Below are 15,237 nucleotides of genomic sequence, written 5' to 3'. Positions count from 1 at the left end.
GCACGTAGAGGAGGCAGACATGAAATACCTGCACCTGATCTGGGCGTCGCTGTTCCGCAGCAAGACCCGCACCGCGCTGACGCTGTTGTCGGTGGTGGCGGCGTTCCTGCTGTTCGGCATGCTCGACTCGGTCCGCGTCGCGTTCACCTCGGGCAACAGCGTCGCCGGCGCCAACCGGCTGGTGGTCGCCTCGAAGCTGTCGATCACCCAGACCCTGCCGTTCCGCCTGCTGGCACAGATCGAGGCGGTGCCCGGGGTCGACAAGGTCGCCTACGCCAACTGGTTCGGCGGCATCTACCGCGACCCGAAGAACTTCTTCCCCAACTTCGCGATCGGCCCGGGCTATTTCGACGTCTATCCCGAGTTCAAGATCCCCGCCGAGCAGCTGGAGGCCTACCAGACCGACCGCACCGGCGCGATCGTCGGCGCCGCGCTGGCCGAGCAGCACGGCTGGAAGATCGGCGACACCATCCCGCTGCAGGCGACGATCTTCCCCAAGGACGGCAGCAACGACTGGGCGTTCACCCTGCGCGGCATCTTCCACGTCGATGACCCGGCGATGGAGCAGCAGGAACGCCAGTTGATGTTCCACTGGAAGTACTTCGACGAGTCCAACGACTACATGCAGGACCAGATCGGCTGGTTCATGATCGAGCTGGAAAACGCCGACCAGGCCAGCCGGGTCGCACAGGCGATCGACGCGCTGTCGGAGAACTCCGACCACGAGACCAAGACCCAGACCGAGTCGGCGTGGCAGCAGGCCTTCATGAAGCAGTTCGCCGACATCGGCCTGATCGTCACCGCGATCATGGGCGCGGTGTTCTTCACCCTGCTGTTGCTGACCGGCAACACCATGGCGCAGGCGGTGCGCGAGCGCATCCCGGAGCTGGCGGTGCTCAAGACGATCGGATTCACCGACCGCAGCGTGCTGCTGCTGGTGCTGGCCGAATCGGTGCTGCTGATCGGCCTCGGCGGCCTGATCGGGATGGGGTTGGCGCAGGTGGTGGTCGGCGCGGTCAGCGCCTACAGCCAGGGCATGTTGCCCACCGCCGGGATCCCGGCCGAAACCTGGGGCATCGCCGCGGTGATGATCCTCGGCCTGGGCGTGGTGGTCGGCCTGTTGCCGGCGCTGCGCGCGATGCGGCTGAAGATCGTTGATGCGCTGGCGGGACGCTGAGGACAACACGATGAAGACTTCGAACAACAAGCAACCGCGCTCCGCCCGTCGATCCGGCGGCCGCCTGAAGCGCTGGCTCGGCAACCTCGGCATCGTGCTGCTGGTGGCCGTGATGCTGGCGGCCTGGATCGTGCTGCCGTGGTACGGGGTACTGGCGCTGGCGCTGGTGGTGGCGGCCTGGCTCGGCCTGAGCCGGCGCGGCCGGCAGACGCTGGCGGTCACCGCGGTCGGCATTGCCGGGCTGCCGCAACGCTGGGGCGCATCGATGGTCATCATCATCGGCATCGCCGGCGTGGTCGCGGTGCTGGTCGCGATGCTGGCGATGGGCAAGGGCTTCCAGGCCACCCTCAACCAGACCGGCGGCGAGGACACCGCGATCATCCTGCGCGGCGGCTCGCAGGCCGAGACCAATTCGGTGATCAGCCGCGACCAGGTGCCGTTGATCTCGGCGCTGGCCGGCATCGCGACCGGCGAGGAAGGCCGGCCGCTGGTGTCGCCGGAGCTGTCGCAGGTGGTCAACCTGCCGACCAAGGCCGACGGCAACGACGCCAACGTGCAGCTGCGCGGGGTCGGGCCGCGGGCGTGGCAGTTGCGACCGGACGTGGAACTCGTCGAGGGTCGCCGGTTCGAGCCGGGCCTGCGCGAGCTGGTGGTCGGCAAGGGCGCGCAGGAACAGTTCGCCGGGCTCGAGGTCGGCGAGCAGGTCGAGCTGGGCAACCAGGTCTGGTCGGTGGTCGGCAAGTTCGCCAGCGGCAACTCGCACGACTCGGAACTGTGGGCCGACGCCGAAGTGGTCGGCTCCAGCTACAACCGCTCGGCCTACCAGTCGGTGACGGTCAAGCTGGCCGGCAAGGACGGCTTCGACCAGCTCAAGGCCGCGCTCGCCGCCGACCCGCGGCTCAAGCTCGACGTGCTGACCACCCACGACTACTACGCCAAGCAGTCCGAGGGCCTGACCAAGCTGATCACGATCCTGGGCACGGTGATCGGCACGATCATGGCGATCGGCGCGGTGTTCGGCGCGCTCAACACGATGTACGCGGCGGTTGCCGGCCGCGCGCGCGAGATCGCGACCATGCGCGCGCTCGGCTTCCGCGGGCTGCCGGTGGTGGTGGCGGTGATGCTGGAGACGATGCTGCTGGCGCTGCTGGGCGGCCTGGTCGGCGCCGGGCTGGCCTGGCTGGTGTTCAACGGCTACACGGTGTCGACCCTGGGCAACAACTTCAGCCAGGTGGTGTTCCAGTTCAAGGTCTCGCCGGAACTGTTGTGGCAGGGGTTGAAGTGGGCGCTGGGGATCGGGCTGGTCGGCGGGCTGTTCCCGGCGTTGCGGGCGGCAAGGCTGCCGGTGACGACGGCGCTGCGGGCGGCGTAGCAATGACGTGGCAGCTGATGTCCGAGCAGCGGTCGCGCTGATGTAGGAGCGACGTAAGTCGCGATTGCACGGCGATTCCGGGTATCGGTGAAATCGCGACTTACGTCGCTCCTACACGGGGCGGGGTTGCAGCTTCAGACAACAAAGAACGGGCGCCTCCGGGCGCCCGTTCTTTTATCCACAACCGGTTTACAGCCCCGGCTGTTCCCGGCGCTCAATCAGCCCAATGCCCCGCCGTGCCCGACCCCGGCAGCACCACCGCCGACAGCTGGTCGTCGTTGCTCAGCAGCCACAGCGCATCGGCCAGGATCGCGGCCGATTCGCGCAGCAGCGGGTCGGGGCGGTCCTCGGCGGCCTTCTCGCGGGCGGCGTCCTCGACGATGTCGCGCTCGTTGGCGGTCAGGCCGTCGTCGAGCTGGGCCGCGGCCAGCGGGTCGAGGGCCAGGCCGAGTTCCTTGCGGGTTTCCTGGCGCTGTTTGCGGCGGGCCTCGTTGGCATCGCGCTCGGTGCGGCGCTCGGCCTCGTTGAGCGAAATCGAGGTCTTCGCCGCCTCCTTGCGGTACCGCGCCACGTCCTCCTTCCACCACTGGAACTCGCGGTTGTCGGCCACCCGTTCGGTATGCAGCGTCTCCAGCTTGGGCAGCAGCGGCTCGAAGTTGCCGTAATTGACGTGCGGCACCGCCGCGATCTTGGTCCACGGCAACGCGTTGTCGTACGTGCTTTCGCCGTACTCGCTGGCATCGACCGAGGCCGGGAAGTTGATGTCCGGCACCACGCCCTTGTTCTGGGTCGAGCCGCCGGCGACGCGGAAGAACTGGGCGATGGTCAGCTTGACCTGGCCGAAGCGCTCTTCCTCGTTGGCCGGCCAGCGGTCGAGGTCGACCAGGTTCTGCACCGTGCCCTTGCCGAAGGTGGTCTCGCCGATGATCAGGCCGCGGCCGTAATCCTGGATCGCGCCGGCGAAGATCTCCGACGCCGACGCCGAGCCGCGGTTGACCAGCACCGCCAGCGGGCCGTCCCAGGCGACGCCGTCGTCGCGGTCGCCCTCGACGCTGACCCGGCCGCCGGATTCGCGCACCTGCACCACCGGGCCCTGGTCAATGAACAGGCCGGTCAGCTCGATCGCCTCGGTCAGCGAGCCGCCGCCGTTATTGCGCAGGTCGAGCACCACGCCATCGACGTCCTTGGCCTTGAGTTCCTTCAGCAGCCGCGCGACATCGCGCGTGGCCGACGCGTAGTTGTCTTTGTTGAGGCGCCGGGCCTCGAAGTCCTGGTAGAACCCGGGCAGCTCGATCACGCCGATCTTCTGCTCGGGCGCGTCGCCCTGGCCCGGGATGGTCAGGATCTCGGACTTGGCGGCCTGGTCTTCCAGCCGCACCTCGTCGCGGGTGATGGTCACGCGCACCGGCTTGCTGTCCAGCCCGGCCTCGGCCGGGATGATGTCGAGCCGCACCTGCGAGTCCTTCGGGCCGCGGATCAGCTCGACCACGTTGTCGATGCGCCAGCCGATCACGTCCTCGACCGGGCCGCTCCTGCCCTGCCCGACGCCGACCACGCGGTCACCGGGGGCGAGGATCTCGGACTTGTCGGCCGGGCCACCGGGCACGATCTCGCGGATCGCGACGATGTCGTCCTGCTTCTGCAGCACCGCACCGATGCCTTCCAGCGACAGCGACATCGACAGGTTGAAGTTCTCCGCCGAGCGCGGGGTGAAGTAGTTGGTATGCGGATCGATCGCGCCGGCATAGGCATTGAGGAAGGTCTGGAACACGTCCTGCCCTTCCAGCTCGGCGACGTTCTCGGCGAGGTTGGCGTAGCGCTTGTCGAGCGTCTCGCGGATCTTCTCCGGCTCCTTGCCGGCCAGCTTCAGGCGCAGCCAGTCGTTGCGCACCGACTGCTTCCACAGCTGGTCGAGCTCGGCGGCGTCGGCGGCCCAGGGCGCGTCCTCGCGGTCGTAGCGGAATTCGTCAGTGCCGGTGAAGTCGAAGATGTCCTGCTTGAGCAGGCCGCGCGCATACGCCACGCGGTCGTTCACGCGCTCGCGGTAGGTCGCGAAGATCGCATACGCCGGCTCCAGCTCGCCGCTCTTGATCGCGTCATCGAGCAGGGTCTTGTAGCGGTCGAAGCGGGCGACGTCGGCCGCGGTGAAGAACTGCTTGCCACCGTCCAGCGCTTCGAGATAGCGCGTGTACATGTCGGCCGACAGTGCATCGTCGAGGGCCTGCGGGCGGTAGGCGTAACGGCTGTCCGACAGCAATCCGTAGACCAGCTTGGCGGCGGTGGTCTGGTACTCGGTCGGCCCGGTCGGGAGTTCGGCCGCCACCTTCTTCGCCGCCGCCGGCTCGACCGGCTCCGCCAGGGTCGGCGGCGGGGCGGCCTGCGGCGACTGCAACAGCGTCGTATCGCCGCGTGTCTCCGGCCCGGCCTGGGCGGTTTGCGGCGCGCCGGTGTCGGCGCGTGCCAGCAGCGCCAGCGGGGCGGTCAACAGGAGCGCGAACAGGGGATTCTTGATCATGGGGGACTTCGCGTCAGCTCGCGTGGGAGAGGGGTGCGTGGATCACAGGGTTGCAACACGCTGGGACCACCCGACAGTGCCGAAAGTTGCGGCGGCTGTCACGTCGACAGCTCACAAACGGCACGGTCCGGCGATATCACGCGGGTCGCGGTTCAGCTGGCGCGTCGAAGCGCGTGCATTCGCCCACGGTTGACGCGTCCCCATCACACCATGCACGACGCGAAGACCATGCCAAGACGGTCACCGGGCGGGCGTCAGGCGGTCGCGTAGCCGGCCTCGATCGCGGAACGGTCGGCGTGGTACGACGAGCGCACCAGCGGCCCGGAGGCGACATGGCTGAACCCGAGCGCCATGCCGAACACCTCCAGCTCCTTGTATTCCTCCGGCGTCCAGTAGCGCATCACCGGGTGGTGGTGGGCGCTGGGCTGCAGGTACTGGCCGATGGTGATCATGTCGACGTCGTGCGCGCGCAGGTCGCGCAGGGTCTCGCGCACCTGTTCCATGGTCTCGCCGAGGCCGAGCATGATGCCGGACTTGGTCGCGACTTCCGGGTGCTGGGCCTTGAACTTCTGCAGCAGGGTCAACGACCACTGGTAGTCGGCGCCGGGGCGCACGTTGCGGTACAGGTGCGGCACGGTTTCGAGGTTGTGGTTGAACACGTCCGGCGGGCTGTTGGCGAGGATCTCCAGCGCGCGCTCCATCCGGCCCTTGCCGCGGAAGTCCGGGGTCAGGATCTCGATCTTGGTGCGCGGGCTGAACTCGCGGATCGCCTTGATGCAGTCGACGAAATGGCCGGCGCCGCCGTCGCGCAGGTCGTCGCGGTCGACCGAGGTCACCACCACGTACTTCAGACCCATGTCCTTGACCGTCTGCGCCAGGTGCAACGGCTCGGCCGGGTCGGGCGGCTTGGGCCGGCCGTGGGCGACATCGCAGAAGCTGCAGCGGCGCGTGCAGACCTCGCCGAGGATCATGAAGGTCGCGGTGCCGTGGCTGAAGCACTCGTGGATGTTGGGGCAGCTGGCTTCCTCGCAGACCGTGACCAGGCGGTTCTCGCGAAGCTTTTCCTTGAGCCGGGCGACGGCGTTGCCCGACGGGATCCGGACCCGGATCCACGACGGCTTGCGCAGCACCGGGGCGTCGGCGAACTGCACCGGCGAGCGGCTGATCTTGTCGCCGGCGACCTGTTTGACACCTGGCTGGAGCGGCGCCGGGGCGTCGCTGCCCACAACCGCGAGCGGGATGGTCTTGGTGGCGGTATCCGTCATGGCGTCGCAGAGCTCTTGATGTTGGCTCCCTCCCCCGTTTGCGGGAGAGGGCTGGGGTGGGGGCGCGCGAAACCGGCTTGCGTCGGCTGTCGCGGTGTTGCGTGCCCTCATCCGCCCTTCGGGCACCTTCTCCCGCAAGCGGGAGAAGGGAAAACAATACGGCTTCCGCAGGCGAGGACGGAAAATCAGAACGCCGGCGGCGGTGCGCTTTCGACGCTCAAACCAAACTGCGCGGCCACGTGCCCGACCAGCGCCGGCTTGACCGCTTCGATCCCCGAGGGGCCGCCCAAGTCTACCATCGAGGTCACCCGCAACCCCTCGTAGCCACAGGGGTTGATCCGCAGGAACGGCGACAGGTCCATGTCGATGTTGAAGGCCAGGCCGTGGAAGGTGCAGCCGCGGCGCACGCGGATACCGAGCGCGGCGATCTTGGCGCCAGCCACGTAAACGCCGGGCGCGCCTTCGCGGCGCACCGCCTCGATGTTCCAGTCGCCGAGGGTGTCGATGATCGCCTGCTCGATCCGGCACACGTACTCGCGCACGCCGAGCTTGAGCCGGCGCAGGTCGAGCAGCGGGTACAGCACGATCTGGCCGGGGCCGTGGTAGGTCACCTGGCCGCCTCGGTCGACGTGGATCACCGGGATCTCGCCGGGCGCCAGCACGTGCTCGGGCTTGCCGGCCTGGCCGAGGGTGAACACCGGCTCGTGCTCGACCAGCCACAACTCGTCGGGCGTGGCCTCGTCGCGGGCGTCGGTGAACGCCTGCATCGCCCGCCAGACCGGCTCGTACGGCTGGCGGCCGAGGTCGCGCAGCAGCGCCGGCCGCCTTGCCCCCTCCTCCGCCTGCGGAAGAGGGTTGGGGTGGGGGCACGCGGTTACAGCGTCCACTTTACTTCCGGATGGTCGCGCAGCACCTGGTGGGCGAGGTCGTACTGCTCGCGGCTGTCGGCGCGGAACGCGATCCGCACCGATACGTACTTGCCGTTGGACGAATGCTTCCACTCGACCCGCTCGGTCATGACGTCGATGCCGGCGTCGATCAGCCGCTGCGAAAGCTCGCTTTCAAGGCCGATTCCGGCCGGCCCCATGGCACTGAGCTGGAACTCGCCGGGGAACTGGAAGCCGTGGTCTGGGTTGTCGGATCTGATTTCCATCGATCAATTATGGGTCCGCCACCGGGCCAACCCAAGCGGTCCGGACGGGTCGTCAGCCCGGGCCGGTCAGACCGACTCCCACCACATCCAGAACTCGTCCCACAGGCGCTTGAAGAAGCCGCCCTCCTCGACCGCATCGAGCGCCACCAGCGGCCGCTGGGCGACCACCTTGTCGTCGAGCATGACCTTGACCATGCCGATCTCCTGGCCCTTGGTGATCGGCGCGACGAGGTTCTTCGGCACGTCCATCATCGGCTTCAGCTGGTCGTAGCGACCGCGCGGCACGGTGACCAGCAGCGGCTCGGCAACCCCGAGCCGGACCAGGTCGGCCGCGCCCTTCCAGACTTTCTGCTCGGCGATCTCCTTGCCGGCGTCGTACAGCTTGTGGGTCTCGTAGAAGCGGAAGCCCCAGTTGAGCAGGGCCTGGCTCTGGTCGGCGCGCTGCTTCTCCGAGCCCGAGCCCAGCACCACCGTGATCAGGCGCTGGTCGCCGCGCTGGGCCGAGGCCATCAGGCAGTAGCCGGCGCCGGAAGTGTGGCCGGTCTTGATGCCGTCGACGCTCTTGTCGCGCCACAGCAGCACGTTGCGGTTGGGCTGGGTGATCGGGCCGACCGTGAACTCCTTGATCTTGTTGTAGGAGTAGGCCTTGGGGAAGTTGTGGATCAGCGCACGGCCGAGCAGGGCGAGGTCGCGGGCAGTCGATACGTGGCCCTCGGCCGGCAGACCGGTCGGATTGACGAAATGGCTGTTCTTCATGCCGATGCGGGTGGCGTACTGGTTCATCAGCGCGGCGAACGCATCGACGCTGCCGGCGACGTGCTGGGCCAGGGCGATCGCGGCGTCGTTGCCGGACTGCACCACCATGCCCTTCTCCATCTGCACCAGCGGCGCGGTCTTGTTCACCTCGAAGCCCGAGTAGCTGCCGTCGGTGCCGGCGCCGCCGGTGCGCCAGGCGTGCTCGGTCATCATCACCGGGTCGTCCTCGCTGATCTTGCCGCCGGCCATCTCGGCGGCGATCACGTAGCTGGTCATGACCTTGGTGATGCTGGCCGGCTCCAGCGGCTGGTCGATGTTCTCGCCGGCGAGCACGTTGCCGCTGGCGGCGTCCATCACGATCCACGCGGCGGCCTCGGTGTCCGGCGGCGGCGGCACCGGCAGCGCGTCACTGGCCGGTGCCTGCGCGCCCGGCTTGGGCACCGGGACCTGCGCGGTGGCGAGGCCGACGGTGAAGGTGGCCAGCGCGGCCAGGCCGATCGCACGAAGGACAGCGGGGAATTTCATTGTTCAACTACTCCGGGGCGGCGCGGGGCCGGCGTCTGTCAGGGTGTCAGGGTGGGATGAAAAAGGTTCGGACAGCGGCTCATTCGCGCACGCGCTGCGGCACGCCGAAGCCGAGGCCGGCGATACGGTGGGTCAGGGTCGATGCGGTGCCCGCGTCCAGCGGACCGACCCGCAGGCGCCAGACCTGCTGGCCGTTGGAGGTCGCATCCAGCAATTGTGCGCCATCGATGCCGGCCTGGCGCAGCGTCGCCAGCGCGCGGTCGGCGTTGTCGCGCGCGGTGAAGCTGGCGACCTGGAGGGTGACATCGCCGATGGCAGGCACCGGTGCGGAAGCTGTGGGCGGGGCCGGATTCCGCACGACCGCGGCGGGCTTTCCGGTGGCGATGCGCACGCCGGGCGGCAACTGCAGGGCGCCGGCCGCGGATACCGGCAGGGCGGCGACCAGCTTGTCCATGCCGGATGCGGCGGCGACCGGGGCGGCGGCAGGCTGCGCCGCCGGCGTGTCGTCGCCACGCGTACCGGCGTAGCCCGCATCGCTCTCGCCCGGCAGCAGCGCACGCACCTCGACCCGGCCGGTGCCGGCATGGGTGATGCCGAGCTTGATCGCGGCGGCGTAGCTCAGGTCGATGATCCGGCCCTTGTGGAACGGCCCGCGGTCGTTGACGCGGACCACCACCGTCTTGCCGTTGTCGAGGTTGGTGACCCGGGCGTAGCTCGGCAGTGGCAGCGTCTTGTGCGCGGCGGTGAAGGCGTACATGTCGTAGACCTCCATGTTGGAGGTCTTGCGGCCATGGAACTTGGTCCCGTAGTACGACGCGAGCCCCTCTTCGACATAGCCTTCGGCGTCGTCGAGCACGTGGTACTTCTTGCCCAGCACGCTGTAGGTGGAACGGTTGCCGTAGCGCGAGCGCGGCTCGGCGACGACCTCCGGCTCGGGGATCAGCGAGACGTCGATCTCGGCGTCCGGCGCGGAATCGGCGACACCGGGCGCATACAGGCCGCCGGCGGTGTAGTTGCCGCGCTTGGAGGGGTCTTCCTTCGCCGGCGCGTAGGGCGAAACCTTGCGGGCGCCGGTTGCGGCCTTCGCGTTGTCGGCCCCGGGCGCGGGCGCCGACCTGGGCGGGGAGCCGGCGCACCCGGCGAGGCCCAGGAGCAGCCCGCAGACCAGTGGTGCGGCCAGCCGTCGATTCATGCGCCCGGTTGGTCCACCGCGGGGACATCGCGGCCGTCGATCGCCTCGGCCAGCTGGTAGACCGCCATCGCGTAATGCCGCGAATTGTTGTAGCGGGTGATCGCATAGAAATTCTGGAAACCGATCCAGTACTCCTTGCCGCCGACGCCGTCGAGGTTGACCAGGGTTGCCTTCTCCACACCGGAGACCGGGGTCGCCGGGCGGAAGCCGCGCGCGGCCAGCTGCTCGAGCGTGTAGCGCGGCTCCAGGCTGTCGGGCAGGAAATCCTGCGCATCGTCGCTGGCGGTCGCGCGTACGGTCACCGGGGCGCCGCGGACCCAGCCGCCCTTCTCGACGAAGTAGTTGGCGACCGAGGCGAACACGTCGTCGAGGTTGCCGAACAGGTCGACCTTGCCATCGCCATCGCCGTCGATCGCGTAGTCGCGGTAGCTCGAAGGCATGAACTGGCCCCAGCCCATCGCCCCGGCGTAGCTGCCCTTGAGCGTGGTGATGTCGAAACCGTTTTCCTTGCCCATCGCGAACAACTGCGCCAGCTCGTCGCGGAAGAACGCCTCGCGCTGGTTCTCGCGGGCGATCTTGTCGGGCTCGTTGGTGCGCGGGTAGGCGAACGCGAGCGTGTACAGCGCGTCGACCACCGGGTAGCTACCCATGTTGCCGCCGTAACTGGTCTCGACCCCGATGATCGAGACGATGATCTCCGCCGGCACGCCGGTGTCGGCCTCGACCTTCGCCAGCGCGTCGCGGTGCTCGGCGAGGAAGGCCCGGCCGGCGTCGATCCGGGCCTGGCTGATGAAGATGGGCCGGTACGCGCTCCACGGCTTGGCTTCGGCCGGGCGCGTCATCGCGCTGATGATGCTGTCGCGGATCTCGGCCTGGCCCAGCACCGACTCTATGGTGGCGGGCTCGATTTCGTAGCGCGCGGAGGTGGTGCGGACGAACTCGGCGCGGGCCTGCTCGATCGGCTCGGCGGTCGATACCGGCGGTGGCGTCGGCGCGGGTACCGGCTCGGTCGCCTCGGGCTGCGGTTGCGGGGTCGGCGGTGGCGGGGTCTGCGTTGCGCAGGCCACCAGCGCGAGCGGGAGCGCGCACACCAGCGCGCGGCTTACGAGGCGTCGGATCGTCATCTGGACGAGGTTAGCACTTGTCCGCAAGGGTCAAAACCGCGTGGACGCGACCACCCGTCCGCGAGTCAGGCTGCATTGCTTTTGCGTGAACTGGTTGGGATATCACCGGTTGCGGAACTGTTAACGTCCCTGAACGGGCGCCGGCACACCAGGGCGCCATTGCGGCCTCCCGGAGACATGGACATGTCGAACACGGATACGCCTCGACGCGCCTCGCGCCTGCGACCCGCCGCGTCCGCCTGCCTGCCGCCTCCGCCCGCGGAGCGCCCCCCTCTTCCACGACCACCTGCCCCGGCACCCGGCGCGGGACCGTTGTGGTTGCACCGGCCCCGGTCGACCTGACCGACCGGCCATCCATCGACACAAGGAGTGTTTGTCATGACCAAGAACCCACCCCGCCGCCTGCACCTGACCGTGCTGGCCTCGGCGTTGCTGGCCGCCTGCGCGGCGCCGACGACGACATCCCCACCGCCCCCGGCGGCAAAGCTGGCCACGGCCGCCGCGCCAGCCGGCGCCGTGCCGATCGACCCCGTGGTCGACACCTGCAACGTCACCAAGCCCAACACCGCGATCACCCCCGCGCTGCTGACCAGCGGCCTGCCCTGCGAGGCGTCGCTGGTGGCGCCGTTCAACCTGGAGAACCTGCAGCACGGATTCGACTACTACTCGTGGCTGACTTTCATCGCGCTCAACGCCCCGGCGCCGGGTCAGGCACCGGCGCCGGGCAGCGACGCACCGGCGCTGTGGGAAGACTGGAAGGAGGTGTCCGACTTCATCCTCGCCGACGGCGCGACGCCGGATGGCTGGGACGCGCCGCGCACCATCCCGGCGGCATGCCGCGACATCGCCGGCGCCGAAGACCTGCGGGTGGTCAACCGCTGGGCGCTCAACAAGACCGTCGCCAGCGAGACCGGCCAGCCGTTCGACACCGGCCCGCTGATCGACCAGAACGGCAACTACGTGCGCTACGAGCTGCTGGTCAACCGGCCGATGTTCGAATACCTGCTGCAGAACCGGCTCTACAGCCGCAGCGGCCAGCAGGCGTTCGCCGGCGACATCGACTTCCCCGCCGGCGCGGTGCAGGCGGGCAGCACCGGCACGGTCGGCGCGATCATGGTCAAGGTGGCCTGGAAGGTCATGGGCGCCGGTGACGACGCCAGCCGCTTCCACACCGTCGATGCGCTGGCCTACAACCCGCTCTCGACCAATCCCAGGGTCGAGGAAAGCTGCGAACCGGTGACCCTCGGCCTGGTCGGCTGGCACGCCGCGCACAAGACCGACGCCGAACCGCAATGGCTGTGGTCGACCTTCGAACAGGTCGACAACGTGCCCGACGCCGACGCGCTGACCGCCGGGATGGTCGATGCCCACTACAACTTCTTCGACCCGGCCTGCAGCGACTGCACCGTCAACGAGCCGCCGCCGCGGCCGTGGAACCCGGACGTGCAGCCGTTCCCGGGCGGCTTCACCAGCCAGGTCACGCGGGTGGTGCCGCTGACGCCGGAAACCGTGAAGCTCAACGACAGCTTCCGGCAGATCCTCGACGGCACCGTCTGGCAGCACTACGAGCTGATCAGCACCCAGTGGCCGGCCGACGCCACCAGCCCGACCGACCCCAACGGCGTGCCGGCGCCGACCTTCCTCGCCAACACCACGCTGGAGACCTACAGCCAGGGCGAAGTGCCACAGGCGTCGTCCAGCTGCATGGCCTGCCACGGCAACGCCGTCGACACCACCGGCCGGCCGTCGGACTTCACCTACATCCTCGAACGCGCGCAGTAAGCGACGCGACAGACCAGACCGCACACAAGGAACCGTAGCCAAATGAACACAGCCATGGGTTCGTTCGTCAAACTGTCCGCCCTGCTGACCGGCATCGCCGCCGACAAGCTGGCGCCGGCCGTCGACCCCGTCGACATCAAGCAGACCTACTTCGACTGCGCGCAACAGGAAGGTGGCGCCACCTTCGACAGACTGCTCGCGATCTTCGACGCCAACGCCAGCCAGCCGCCGGCGACCGTCGCCGACATCGTCCTCAACCAGTCCGGCGACGACATCCGCTACCTCGCCCGCGCGATCATGCTGGCCTGGTACCTGGGCAGCTGGTACGACCCGGCCGGGCTGAAGCAGCCGATGCCGCCGGCACGGGTGATCTCCTCCAAGGCCTATACCCACGGCTGGGCATGGAACGTCGCCCAGGCCCACCCGATGGGTTACAGCGACCTGCGCTTCGGCTACTGGGCCGGCGACCCGCCGAGCCTGGCCGATTACGTCGGAGGGCCCAGCGCATGAGCACCGTTCCCGATTACGACGTCATCATCGTCGGCGCCGGCGTCTCCGGCGCGCTGATCGCCAAACAGCTCGGCGAGGCCGGCAAGAAAGTGCTGATCCTCGAAGCCGGCGCCGGCATCCCGACCAACATCAACGACTACATGGAGCGTTTCTACACCGCCGTCGCCAAGGTGCCGGAAATCCCGTACACGCCGAACGTGTTCGATCCCGACGGCAGCCTGACCCTCAGCAACCCCGGCAAGCAGAACGTCGGCCGCGCGGTCACCATGACCCTCGACGCCTCCAACTGGCAGGACCCCAGCCAGGCCTACCTGATCCAGAACGGCCCGCTGGCGTTCAGCAGCACCTACGAGCGCACCGCCGGCGGCACCGGCCGGCACTGGCTCGGCACCAGCCTGCGCTTCACCCCCAACGACTTCCGCATGAAGAGCGAGTACGGCGTGCTGGTCGACTGGCCGATCGGCTACAACGACCTGGAGCCGTGGTACGGCAAGGCCGAAGCCGAGATCGGCATCTCCGCCGACGTCGCCAACCAGGCCTACCTCGGGATCAGCTTCCCGCCGGGCTACCAGTACCCGATGAAGTCGATCCCGCTGTCGCAGGTCGACCAGGCCGTGGCCAAGGGCGTGACCGGCCAGCAGCTGCTGGGCATGCCGCTGGTCGTCACCGAAACCCCGGCGGCGCGCAACTCCGAGCCGTACCAGGGGCGCCGCGCCTGCGCCGGCAACACCAACTGCATCCCGATCTGCCCGATCCAGGCCAAGTACGACCCCAGCGTGACGCTCAACGCCGCGCTCAACACGGTCGACGCCAACGGCGAGCGCAACGTGACCCTGTGGCCGCAGACCGTCGCCGTCAACGTCGCGGTCAACGAGTACGGCGAGGTCGGCGGCATCGACTACGTGCAGTACCAGGACAACCACGGCCCGGTGACCAACAAGGGCTCGGTGACCGCGCGGCGCTACGTGATCGCCGGCCATGCCATCGAGACCCCGCGCCTGCTGCTGATGTCGACCAATGGCGGGCGCACCCCGGCCGGCGTCGCCAACAGCAGCGGCCAGGTCGGCCGCAACCTCATGGACCATCCGCTGTACCTGGCCTGGGGGCTCGCGCCGGAGCCGGTCCACGGCTACCGCGGGCCGCTGTCGACCGCCGGCATCGAAAGCACCCGCGACGGCGCGTTCCGCCGCGACCGCGCCGCGTTCCGTATCGAGATCGGCAACGAGGGCTGGAACTTCCCGATCGGTGACCCGTGGACCACGACGCTGGACTTCATCAACGGCATGAATGGCAGCCAGCTCAACCCGGGCAACGCCGCGCTGTGGGGGCCGGAACTGGTCAAGGCGATGAACAGCGCGCTGTCGCGGCAGTTCCGCTTCGGCTTCCTGGTCGAGCAGTCGCCCGAGGACAGCAACCGGGTCACCCTGTCGACGACGCAGACCGACCACCTCGGCCTGCCGCGCCCGCAGATCGACTACAACCTGTCGGACTACACCAGGGCCGGCATGGTCGCCGCCAAACAGACCGCCGACGGCCTGTTCAAGCTGATGGGCGCCAAGCAGTTCACCCTGCCGCCGGCGGCGGACGCGCCCAACTCGTTCGAGGTCGAGATCGACGGCCGGACCGAGCGGCTCAAGTTCTTCGGCTCCGGCCACATCGTCGGCACCTACCGCATGGGCGACGACCCGACCACCTCGGTGGTCAACGCCGACCAGCGCGCCTGGGACCACCCCAACCTGTTCCTGGTCGGCAGCGGCGTGTTCCCGACGATCGCCACCGGCAACCCGACCCTGACCCTGTCGGCCCTCGCGCTGCGCGCGGCCGACACGTTGCTGAAGGACCTGGACTGATGCGCCCGGTCCCCGA

Annotated in this window: 11 protein-coding genes and 1 pseudogene; 5 read left to right on the top strand and 7 right to left on the bottom strand. The window is 68.8% G+C overall.

Annotation, left to right across the window (positions count from 1 at the left end; translation table 11 throughout):
- The first annotated feature begins 19 nt into the window (after positions 1 to 19).
- Together ACT9AS_RS02565 and ACT9AS_RS02560 are read left to right on the top strand one after the other, a co-directional pair.
- Entirely contained in the window at positions 20 to 1,177 is a 1,158-nt protein-coding gene (locus ACT9AS_RS02565) for an FtsX-like permease family protein (protein WP_445098551.1), read from the top strand.
- Positions 1,178 to 1,187: 10 nt separating this feature from the next.
- Positions 1,188 to 2,549, top strand: a complete 1,362-nt coding sequence (locus ACT9AS_RS02560; protein ID WP_445098550.1) for an ABC transporter permease — start codon at positions 1,188 to 1,190, stop codon at positions 2,547 to 2,549.
- Between the two features lie 214 nt (positions 2,550 to 2,763).
- Here ACT9AS_RS02560 and ACT9AS_RS02555 read toward each other — a convergent pair whose 3' ends face one another.
- From ACT9AS_RS02555 to mltB, 7 genes are all read right to left on the bottom strand, one after another.
- Positions 2,764 to 5,064 carry a carboxy terminal-processing peptidase gene (locus ACT9AS_RS02555; protein ID WP_445098549.1) on the bottom strand — a complete coding sequence of 767 codons (2,301 nt, stop codon included), beginning with the start codon at positions 5,062 to 5,064 and terminating at the stop codon, positions 2,764 to 2,766.
- A 254-nt stretch (positions 5,065 to 5,318) separates the two neighbouring features.
- Positions 5,319 to 6,329 (bottom strand): lipoyl synthase, encoded by a 1,011-nt coding sequence (lipA, locus tag ACT9AS_RS02550; RefSeq protein WP_445098548.1) that lies wholly within the window; start codon positions 6,327 to 6,329, stop codon positions 5,319 to 5,321.
- Positions 6,330 to 6,514: 185 nt separating this feature from the next.
- On the bottom strand, positions 6,515 to 7,216 hold the full coding sequence (gene lipB / locus ACT9AS_RS02545; RefSeq protein ID WP_445098547.1) for a lipoyl(octanoyl) transferase LipB: 702 nt from the start codon (positions 7,214 to 7,216) through the stop codon (positions 6,515 to 6,517).
- Entirely contained in the window at positions 7,204 to 7,482 is a 279-nt protein-coding gene (locus ACT9AS_RS02540; protein ID WP_445098546.1) for a DUF493 family protein, read from the bottom strand. The genes lipB and ACT9AS_RS02540 overlap by 13 nt, the downstream gene beginning before the upstream one ends.
- A gap of 66 nt (positions 7,483 to 7,548) precedes the next feature.
- A complete protein-coding gene (locus ACT9AS_RS02535) occupies positions 7,549 to 8,763 on the bottom strand; it encodes a serine hydrolase (protein ID WP_445098545.1) in 1,215 nt (404 codons plus the stop codon).
- 79 nt (positions 8,764 to 8,842) lie between these two features.
- Positions 8,843 to 9,955, bottom strand: coding sequence for a septal ring lytic transglycosylase RlpA family protein (locus ACT9AS_RS02530; protein ID WP_445098544.1), 1,113 nt, complete (start codon positions 9,953 to 9,955; stop codon positions 8,843 to 8,845).
- A complete protein-coding gene (gene mltB / locus ACT9AS_RS02525) occupies positions 9,952 to 11,079 on the bottom strand; it encodes a lytic murein transglycosylase B (RefSeq protein WP_445098543.1) in 1,128 nt (375 codons plus the stop codon). The genes ACT9AS_RS02530 and mltB overlap by 4 nt, the downstream gene beginning before the upstream one ends.
- Positions 11,080 to 11,457: 378 nt before the next feature.
- Here mltB and ACT9AS_RS02520 point away from each other — a divergent pair, with 378 nt between their 5' ends.
- From ACT9AS_RS02520 to ACT9AS_RS02510, 3 genes and pseudogenes are all read left to right on the top strand, one after another.
- Positions 11,458 to 12,861, top strand: a complete 1,404-nt coding sequence (locus tag ACT9AS_RS02520) for a hypothetical protein (RefSeq protein WP_445098542.1) — start codon at positions 11,458 to 11,460, stop codon at positions 12,859 to 12,861.
- A gap of 33 nt (positions 12,862 to 12,894) precedes the next feature.
- Positions 12,895 to 13,371: pseudogene (locus ACT9AS_RS02515) on the top strand (hypothetical protein); the annotation flags it as partial.
- Positions 13,368 to 15,221, top strand: a complete 1,854-nt coding sequence (locus tag ACT9AS_RS02510) for a GMC oxidoreductase (RefSeq protein ID WP_445098541.1) — start codon at positions 13,368 to 13,370, stop codon at positions 15,219 to 15,221. The pseudogene ACT9AS_RS02515 and the gene ACT9AS_RS02510, both read left to right, overlap by 4 nt.
- Positions 15,222 to 15,237 lie beyond the last annotated feature (16 nt).

It is taken from the genome of Lysobacter sp. F60174L2 (assembly GCF_052547135.1).
Note: the sequence above shows the minus strand (reverse complement) of the source record. Positions and strands in the feature narration are given on the sequence as shown.